The organism is Emticicia sp. (genome assembly GCF_043780375.1).
Taxonomy (GTDB): domain Bacteria; phylum Bacteroidota; class Bacteroidia; order Cytophagales; family Spirosomataceae; genus Emticicia.
Genome location: NZ_JAYWCU010000174.1, coordinates 1 through 8,781 on the forward strand (window position 1 = coordinate 1; position 8,781 = coordinate 8,781).

An 8,781-nucleotide genomic window follows, 5' to 3' on the forward strand; every position below is an offset into this window, starting at 1 on the left:
CAGAATCTATCAATTGGTAAGGAATCCAAAAATCGCCTCCAATAACCTCGCACATTTCTACATTAAATGATTGAAATCGCTCATCTACCTTTCCGATAAAGCTCATTCCTTTCAAATTGATTTTGTTTTGAGAGACATTTTGTGCAAAGGCATTTACATTAAAAAAGGCGATAACAAGAAAAAAGAGTATTTTCTTCATGATTTTAATTATTCAAAGATATTTTTTCTGACAAAGTTATAAAATATTTTTATTATTGTATAAAAAATATACAATAAATATTGTCCAGTTATATATATTTGTAATTCAATCAATTTCAAGTGGAATTTTAAATTATTAATGGTCAAAACTATGCCATTCAAAAAGCTTATCTTATATAGTATTTGGTTCAAGATGAAATGAGTAAATTTATATTCAATTGACAACAAATGCAGCATTTTGTGTAGCTTTTTTTATAAAAACAAGTAACGAATATTTGTGTCATTATTTTAATAAACCTTATTTCATGCAAAAACTAAGCGAACAAAATTATATCCATCAACTTTCCATCGACTGTGTGATATTTGGTTATTTCAATAAACAACTCAAAGTTTTGATTTCAAAATTGAACTTTAAAGGAGATTTTTGGGCATTACCCAGCGGTTTTGTTTTTCAGGACGAAGATATCGATAAAGCAGTTGAACGAATTCTACAAGATAGAACTGCCATAAAAGACATTTACTTAGAGCAGTTTTATATTTTTGGCAAAGCAAGCAGAAACAGTGCAAATTTTCTCAATCACTTAATTGAATTAAATCAGGAAAAGTTGGGTGAAAATAGGCATAATATGAAAGAATATGATTGGTTTACCAAAAGATTCGTTTCAGTAGGCTATTATGCCTTAGTCGATATTGGAAAAGTCATCCCTCAAAAAAATGACCTTGACGAAACAATAGAATGGTACAATATCAATGACTTGCCACCGATGATAATGGACCATAATGCGATTGTGATGAAAGCACTTGATACTTTACGAAGAAATCTTGATGAAAAATTGAGTGCTTTTAATCTACTTCCAGATAAATTTACGATGAAGGAAGTACAAGAACTCTATGAAACTATTTATGATAAACCTTTTGTTAGAACCAATTTTCAAAAGAAAATCCTTGAATTTAATGTTTTAGAACGCCTTGAAAAAAAAATTACTGGAGCGGCTAACAAAGCTCCTTATTTGTACAGGTTTGAGAAGTAAAAGATAGATTTTAAAAAAGGCGAGAACCAATTATTGTTAGTTCTCGCCTTTTAATATAAAATCATCTTCCCTTAAATCTTCATTTCTGCCTCAGGGTCATTAGTAATGAAAGGCTGATTATAAAAACGTTTGCCTGTAGCTTTATACATCGCATTGGCAATTGCTCCAAAAACAGGTGGAAAAGGAGGCTCTCCCATACCAGTCGGTGCAATATCATTTTTCACAAAATGCACATCAATTACCTTCGGAGCTTCGCCCATCCTAATCATTCGGTATTTGTCCAAATTACTTTTCTCTGGTTTTCCATCTTTAAAAGTCATTGCTCCAAAAAATGAATTTCCAACGCCATCAGTTACTGCTCCTTCCACCATGTTAATAGCCGACAACGGGTTAATCACGATGCCACAATCTATTGCCGAAGTTACTTTTTGCACTGTCGGAATGCCCTTTTTTACCGAAATATCAATCACGTGGGCAGCATAAGAATTGTGACAAAAGTAAGCCGAAACGCCACGTCCAACACCAGCAACTTTCTTGGTTTTTCCCCAATCAGATTTTTCTCTTACTAACTCCAATACGCCTGCGTAGCGGTCGGCATCATAATCATTGTTTTTCCCAACAGGATTTGCTTTTGCACGCTTCAAGAGTTCTAATCTAAACTCAATTGGGTCTTTGCCCATTGCTTCGGCGAGTTCATCTAAGAACGATTGTTCGGCTGCCGCCATAAAGTTTGAGCGGGGAGCTCGAAATGCCCCGACTGTAATATTTGATGGAATCGCCCATTCTTCGGCAAGGTAATTATCAATCGCTCCCGCAGGAAAACGATTGGCATGAAGTGGCGTTTCGGGAATTCCACCTGCACGCACATGAAAAGCAATCAAGTTCTTTTTGGCATCCAAAGCTGCTCTAAAAGTGGCTTGGTAAGCAGGGCGATAAATGCCAAAAGTCATGTCGTCTTCGCGGCTATAAATCAATTTAATTGGGGCGTTTACTTTTTGCGAAATCACAGCAGCCTCTACCATATAATGCCCATACGCACGACGACCAAATCCTCCACCCATACGAGTAAGATGAATATCTATTTTATCGGCAGGAATACCGATTCTGGCTGCAATCGTATTTTCGATGAGTGATGGCCCCTGTATTGGTGCGGCAATTTCTGCTTTGTCGGCTGTTACATGAGCAAAGCAATTCATAGGCTCCATGCAGTTGTGAGCAAGAAATGGTGCAGAATATGACCTTTCGAGGATTTGAGCCGCATTCTTAAAAGCAGTTTCTGGGTCGCCATCTTTGCGAGCTACTGTGGCAGATTTTGCACAAAATTCTGCCATTTTTTTGCTATGAATATTTGTATTTTCGAGTCCACCTGGGATTTTCACTTCACGTTTTTGACCTCTAAAACTTTGGGTTTCGGTAGTATCCGTCGTCGTTTCCCAGGCTGTTTTCAAAGCTTTTTTGGCTTGCATTACTTCCCAAGTCGTGTTTCCTACAATAGCCACAATTTCATTGAAAGCAGTCGTATCAAACATTTGTTTTCCATAATCATCATTATACAACTGAACCTTGAATACATCTTTTATGCCCGACATCGCTTTGGCTTCTGTGGCATCAAAAGACTTTAATTTCATGCCAAAAGCAGGTGGGTGAACTATCATCGCAATCAGCATTCCTTCTTTGCGATAGTCCATGCCAAATATCGGTTTGCCTGTTACGATTTTCGTACCTTCTACGTTTTTGCGGGGCGTTCCAACAATTTTGAAGTCCTTCACTTCTTTCAAATTTACCTCTCTCGGAACCGTTACTTTGGCAGCCGCCGAAGCCATTTCTCCATAAGTTGCTGTTTTTCCACTCAATTTATGGCTAATTATCCCTTTTTCGGTCGTAATTTCGGTTGTCGAAACTTTCCAAGTATCGGCCGCTGCTTGTACGAGCATAAACCTTGCCGATGCCCCTGCGGTACGCAATGGCTTCCAATAGCTTCTGACCGATTGGCTTCCTCCCGTAAATTGTCCACCGAACTTTTGAGTATTGTAAGGTGCTTGTTCGACGTTTACATTTTCCCAATTTACGTCTAATTCTTCTGCCAAAATCATTGGTAAAGAAGTCATCACGTTTTGACCAAATTCAGGATTTGGTGAGAAAAGCGTTATCTCGCCTTTATCGGTGATTTTGATATAGCTATTTAGCTCAAACCATTCTTTTGGTAAATTGGCGGTTTCGAGTTTATCGTCTGACTTGAAACCAGTTAGCCAACTAAAACTTAACAACATTCCACCAGTCGAAAGTGCTGAGGCTTTCAGAAAAGAACGTCTATTATATGATGTTTTTACGATGCTCATAGGTTTAGTTTTTAGATGCTGTTTTAATGGCTGCTTTGATACGAGTGTATGTTCCACAACGGCAAATATTGCCCGACATATAGGTATCAATGTCTGCATCGGTGGGTTTAGGAACGGCTTTTAGCATGGCGGTTGCAGTCATTATTTGCCCTGTTTGGCAATAGCCGCATTGAGCAACGTCGTGTTCAAGCCATGCTTTTTGTACAGGATGTTCACCGTTTTCTGACAGCCCTTCAATAGTCGTAATAGGTTGATTACCAACAGCTTCGATGGGCAATTGGCATGAACGAATGGCTATATCGCCCAAGTGAATGGTGCAAGCTCCACACGCACCAGCACCGCAACCAAATTTAGTGCCTTGCAAATCGAGGTGGTCACGCAAAACCCAAAGCATAGGCGTAGATGCGTCGGCTTCTACCTTCCTCGCTTTTCCGTTGATATTTAAATTAAATGTTGCCAAGGTTTTATATTTTTATGAAATTTAATGCTAAGAAATCAAGTAAAAGTACAATAATTATTAATGAAATGATTACGAGAATCAAACAAGAAATTACGAAAATCAAACAAAGATCTGGAGTTTACTAAAAGTAAAGGTAATTGTCAAGAATTCACTAATAAAATTCCTGTATTCGTGGCATAAAATTAACCCAAAACGACATTCTTTCTTTCCAAAACCATTCTCCCAACCCTAAAAATAGTCAAGCCGAGTAAAGCACAACCTGCCATCTCTGCTGTCATTGGCACACTTGTTCCATTGCTTAAAAAGCCTACTAAAGCCGCTGCTAATGAGTCAATTTCCATTTGAATAGCCCCCCCAAAAGAGCAGAGGCACTTCCTGCTTGCTTAGAGAAAGTGACTAATGAAAGAGCCGATAAATTGGGGAAACTAAATCCTTGACAACACAGAAAAATAAAAATCAGAAAAATCGTAGTGAATAAATTGAGAAAATCAAATGTACTTGCTACGCAATATTCTTTTTTCCATTTTTATGATGTTTTAAATCTTGATACAAAAATACTTGTTAGTTTCAAAAAACAAACAAGTATAATCAAACTATAGTTTACGAAAATCAAACATTTCTAAACTTTGAAGGACTTAAAGTAGTATGCTTTTTAAAGAAATTATTAAAGTGCGTAACCTCAGTAAAACCCAGTGAATAAGCTATTTCTGCCACATTCCAATTGCTATGTTTCAACATTATTTTGGCTTCTTGCAAAACTCGCTCGGCTATGATTTGCGAAGTGGTTTTTTGCGTAATTTCTTTAACGGCTCTATTCAAATGATTTACATGAACGTTTAGCTGATTTGCAAAATCTGATGCCGAACTTAATTTGATAGAAAAGTGGTTTTCGTCAATCGGAAATTGACGTTCTACCAGCTCAAAAAACATTGTAGAAATTCGTTGAGAAGCATTTATTTGCGGAACGCCGTTCGTTTGCTTATCTAATGAGGTTGCAGGCTGCATTTTTATAGCAAAATGTATCAACTCAAAGACCAGATTTCGCAGCATATCGTATTTGTGAACATAATCTGATTTGATTTCTGCGAACATTTTTTGATAAATGGGTTTTATTTGCTCCAATTGCTCATCCGACAACTCAAATACATGATTTCCAGTAGGTTGAAATACGGAATATTGACTCAAATCGCCAAACCTATGAAAAAAGTGCTGATTAAAAATGCAAAAGAAACCTTCTTCGATTCTTTCTAAGTTCTCGCACTTATAAGGAATTTGCGGATTTGAAAAAAACATTGCCTGTTTTTTGATAGTAATCATTTTATCGGCATAACTCATATCAATATTACCCACAACAAGCATTATTTTGAAGAAATCTCTTCTTTTATAAGGAAGTGGTTTCGTTTTTCCAACTTCAATTGGTTCATGTTCAAACACATTGAAATGCCCGATTTCATTTTTTATATTATCGGGAATCCAATCAAATTTTCGTTTGTAAAACTCTTCGAGCGATTCAATTTTTTCCATGACTTAATTATTAAACTTATAAAATTCAAACAATCTTATAAAAATATTAATAAGAATAAATTAAGCTAACATTCCAGACAAAATCTTTGCTCAGAATGGTTGACCGAATTTTTTTATTGACGATTGACTGTAAAGACAAAGGAAAATTTGCCTTTGCTAAACTGAAAGCTGATGTAACATAATAACCTTTATTGGTATCCATTTGCAAATAATAAATTTGTGGTGAAACTTTCAAAGAAAACCCCCCTACCGTCTTGATATTTGAAATATTACCACCTAAAGCCACGAAATTTGTGTTTTTTGTAGCATCGGCAAGCCCAATTGAACTCAAATAATAGACCCCAAAATTTACGTTTTTCGAGACAATATAGGTAGGCGAAATCTCACCCGCCCAAAAACGCCTAATTGTAATCAACTCTTTTGAAACACCATTGACAGTTGCAACAGTATTTCCGAATACTGTTGAAGGGTGAACCCCTACGCCCATCGAGAATTTCTTGGTTTCTACCAATTTATAACGTAGCCAAAAAATAAAAGACCAAGGCTTGAATTCTTGAACTGCAAACCTGAATTGTGGCTCGAAACTGAATCGTTTTTTTCGTACTACTAAGTCGAAAATGATGGCGGGTTTGCCCAAAATGAAGGTCGGAATTACCGAAATTCCATTATTTGTAACAGATATTGCACCGTTCACATTGATTTTTGCTTTCAAACTATCTTCCTTTTGCGAAAAAGCTGTTTGAACGATAGCAATAAATACTAATACGAGAATTGGTGTATTGAAAGAGTTTTTAGATAAATTATAAATCATAAGTTTTATTTTGCAAGGTTTTAACGTTACAACGTTATTGTTTTTTTTTGGTATTTTTAAATTAAATTCAAATGAAAACCTACGAAAATCAAATAATCTAAAAAACAAAAAGTGCTAAGTTTCAACAACTCAGCACTTCAGCACAAAATCTACTTTTTTTGAAATTAGTTGCTCTCAAAATCAACCTTTAAGGCATCATTTAGAATCGAGAAAGATTTAAGTTTAGCATCCAAATCGAAGATATGAGAGGCAACCATCAACTCATCGATATCTGTTTCGACTATAAATGCTGAAAGAGTATTTCTGAGGGTTTCTTTACTTCCATGAAATGTACACGAAAGCATGTTGTTTACTGCATTTTTTACCTCAGGAATATTATAACTTTCTGGAAATGACCCCGAGGGGCTTAATGGCTTGCGATTATTGGTAAGAATACCAACAAACAAACGCACTAAACTACTCAACAAAACATTGGCTTCTTCGTCAGTCTCAGCAGCAAGTACATTCACGCATGCCATCACGTATGGTTGTGCTAAAACCGCAGATGGTTTGAAATTGTTGCGGTATATTTTGATAGCTGCACGGAATTGAGCGGGGGCAAAATGTGACGCAAAAGCATAAGGAAGTCCTATTTCTGCGGCTAAATAAGCACTATCGGTACTTGAACCTAATATCCAAAGTGGAATGTCTAAACCTTCTCCAGGAAATGCTCTTACTTGAGCAGTTTGGTTTTTTGAGCTAAAATACTTTTGTAATTGTCTGATATCCATAGGGAAATCTTGAGCAGTTTCTTGATTTCTCCTTAATGCCATTGACGTGAGTTGGTCTGAACCAGGAGCTCGCCCTAATCCCAAATCTATTCTGTTTGGATAAATGGTTTCTAAAGTGCCAAACTGCTCGGCAATAACTAAAGTACTATGATTGGGCAACATTATTCCGCCCGAACCTACACGAATGGTTTTAGTTTTTCCAGCAACATGACCAATCAGCACAGAAGTTGCTGAACTGGCGATGTACTCCATATTATGATGTTCTGCCATCCAAAAACGCTTGTAGCCCAAAGATTCGGTATGCTTGGCAATTTCTACAGTATTTGATATAGCAGTTTGGTGATTTCCTCCTTCTGTTACAGTGGCTAATTCCAGAACCGATAAGGGTATTTTTGTCATTATTGTATAATCGTTTCTTTTAAAACCCAAAGTGCTTTTATAAAGTTTGCTTAAACGATTATAATTCGTGTATCTGAATCATTAAAGAAGTTTTCACTGTTTTTTCACCACTTTTAGGCAATGACCAAGCCACTTTATAAACTTTCCTATACCACAAGAAGCCATAGTTTTTTAAAGGAAGAAGGAAATACGTATAAGTTTATGATTTAGAAGAACTCGGCTCTCATAAATACCCCAAAATTGTTCTCATTGTGTTTGGTGGGGCCATAAAAATCAAAATTACTGCCTAAACCAAACTGATAGTTTTTGTAAACAGCACCAACTCTAAGGTAAACGTAACTACGATTGTGCGATTTTAGAGAGGGAGCGTAGTCAATAACTGCTTGTAAACGAGTATAAACTCCCCATTTATCATTTATTTGAGGCTTAAATTCGAATAATGAGAAGTTTTCAAGGTGGTGGTCTTGGGTTAAGCCTACCTGTGGTTGTATGACAACCAACATTTTTTTATTGGCATGAACAAACTGCAAACCAGCCGTAGGTTTAAATCCTGAAAATTGATTGATAGAAAAGCCACCAACAGCAGATATTTTCTTCCACAATTTTGCTGTTAATAGTGATTGTAAAAAAAACTCGTTCTTAGCCACCACATTTTTGTAATCAGCAAAAAAAGAAGTTACATTAAAGAAACCAAACCTGCTATTAGGATTAAACTGTTTAGTGGTGTTAAACTGAAAATTCAAACCCCTATTTCCAATTAAAACCTCTACAGGCATAGGCGGGCGTGGATGAGGCTTTTCGTCAACAGTTTGTGCAGAAACAGAAATAAAACCTGTCATTGAAATTAATAATAAGAGCGATTTTTTCTTGAAAAACATATTTTTATTATAGAGTTAGGTGCTTTTCCTAAAAAGTAGGAAATCAATTTTTGAAAAATGAGTAATTAGACTTGTTGCAATGGAAGATTATTCGTTTAAAAATAGCTTTTTTTTACAGCATCGGCTTTTAGATTTGTGTGATTTAAACAAGCGAAAACGTATAATTTTCGTCCGTAGTTACACTACGAACTCAAATTTAAGCCTCAATCAAGCAAAAAAAGACTTGATTTTATAAATCGAAACAGTTTTGTTGCAACGGAGAAAAATTTCATAACTTATGCGAATTACGGGTTAATACTTGCATTATTTTTATTTTTAGTATAACAAAAAAACTAAACTATCAGTTTTTCCATTAGAATTGAAGTAACATT

9 protein-coding genes are annotated in these 8,781 nt (G+C 35.9%); 1 reads left to right on the forward strand and 8 read right to left on the reverse strand.

Annotation, left to right across the window (positions count from 1 at the left end):
* Window positions 1–199, reverse strand: a 199-nt coding sequence (locus tag ACH2CJ_RS14060; RefSeq protein WP_394993560.1) for a hypothetical protein, incomplete at its 3' end; no start/stop codon positions are given.
* A 304-nt stretch (window positions 200–503) separates the two neighbouring features.
* Here ACH2CJ_RS14060 and ACH2CJ_RS14065 point away from each other — a divergent pair.
* Window positions 504–1,229: an NUDIX hydrolase gene (locus ACH2CJ_RS14065; protein WP_394993561.1), complete on the forward strand. Its 726-nt coding sequence runs from the start codon at window positions 504–506 to the stop codon at window positions 1,227–1,229.
* 71 nt (window positions 1,230–1,300) lie between these two features.
* On the opposite strand, the gene ACH2CJ_RS14070 is transcribed toward ACH2CJ_RS14065, so the two are convergent.
* The 7 genes from ACH2CJ_RS14070 to ACH2CJ_RS14100 form a co-directional block, all read right to left on the reverse strand.
* Window positions 1,301–3,568 (reverse strand): molybdopterin cofactor-binding domain-containing protein, encoded by a 2,268-nt coding sequence (locus tag ACH2CJ_RS14070; protein WP_394993563.1) that lies wholly within the window; start codon window positions 3,566–3,568, stop codon window positions 1,301–1,303.
* 4 nt (window positions 3,569–3,572) lie between these two features.
* Window positions 3,573–4,028 carry a (2Fe-2S)-binding protein gene (locus tag ACH2CJ_RS14075; protein ID WP_394993565.1) on the reverse strand — a complete coding sequence of 152 codons (456 nt, stop codon included), beginning with the start codon at window positions 4,026–4,028 and terminating at the stop codon, window positions 3,573–3,575.
* A 182-nt stretch (window positions 4,029–4,210) separates the two neighbouring features.
* A complete protein-coding gene (locus tag ACH2CJ_RS14080; RefSeq protein WP_394993567.1) occupies window positions 4,211–4,369 on the reverse strand; it encodes a hypothetical protein in 159 nt (52 codons plus the stop codon).
* A 268-nt stretch (window positions 4,370–4,637) separates the two neighbouring features.
* Entirely contained in the window at window positions 4,638–5,552 is a 915-nt protein-coding gene (locus tag ACH2CJ_RS14085) for a helix-turn-helix domain-containing protein (protein WP_394993569.1), read from the reverse strand.
* Window positions 5,553–5,598: 46 nt separating this feature from the next.
* Window positions 5,599–6,363: a hypothetical protein gene (locus tag ACH2CJ_RS14090; protein WP_394993571.1), complete on the reverse strand. Its 765-nt coding sequence runs from the start codon at window positions 6,361–6,363 to the stop codon at window positions 5,599–5,601.
* A gap of 164 nt (window positions 6,364–6,527) precedes the next feature.
* On the reverse strand, window positions 6,528–7,532 hold the full coding sequence (locus ACH2CJ_RS14095) for an LLM class flavin-dependent oxidoreductase (protein ID WP_394993572.1): 1,005 nt from the start codon (window positions 7,530–7,532) through the stop codon (window positions 6,528–6,530).
* A 206-nt stretch (window positions 7,533–7,738) separates the two neighbouring features.
* The gene (locus tag ACH2CJ_RS14100) at window positions 7,739–8,410 is read right to left on the reverse strand and encodes a hypothetical protein (protein ID WP_394993574.1); all 672 of its coding nucleotides are present in this window, start codon (window positions 8,408–8,410) and stop codon (window positions 7,739–7,741) included.
* Window positions 8,411–8,781: the final 371 nt, after the last annotated feature.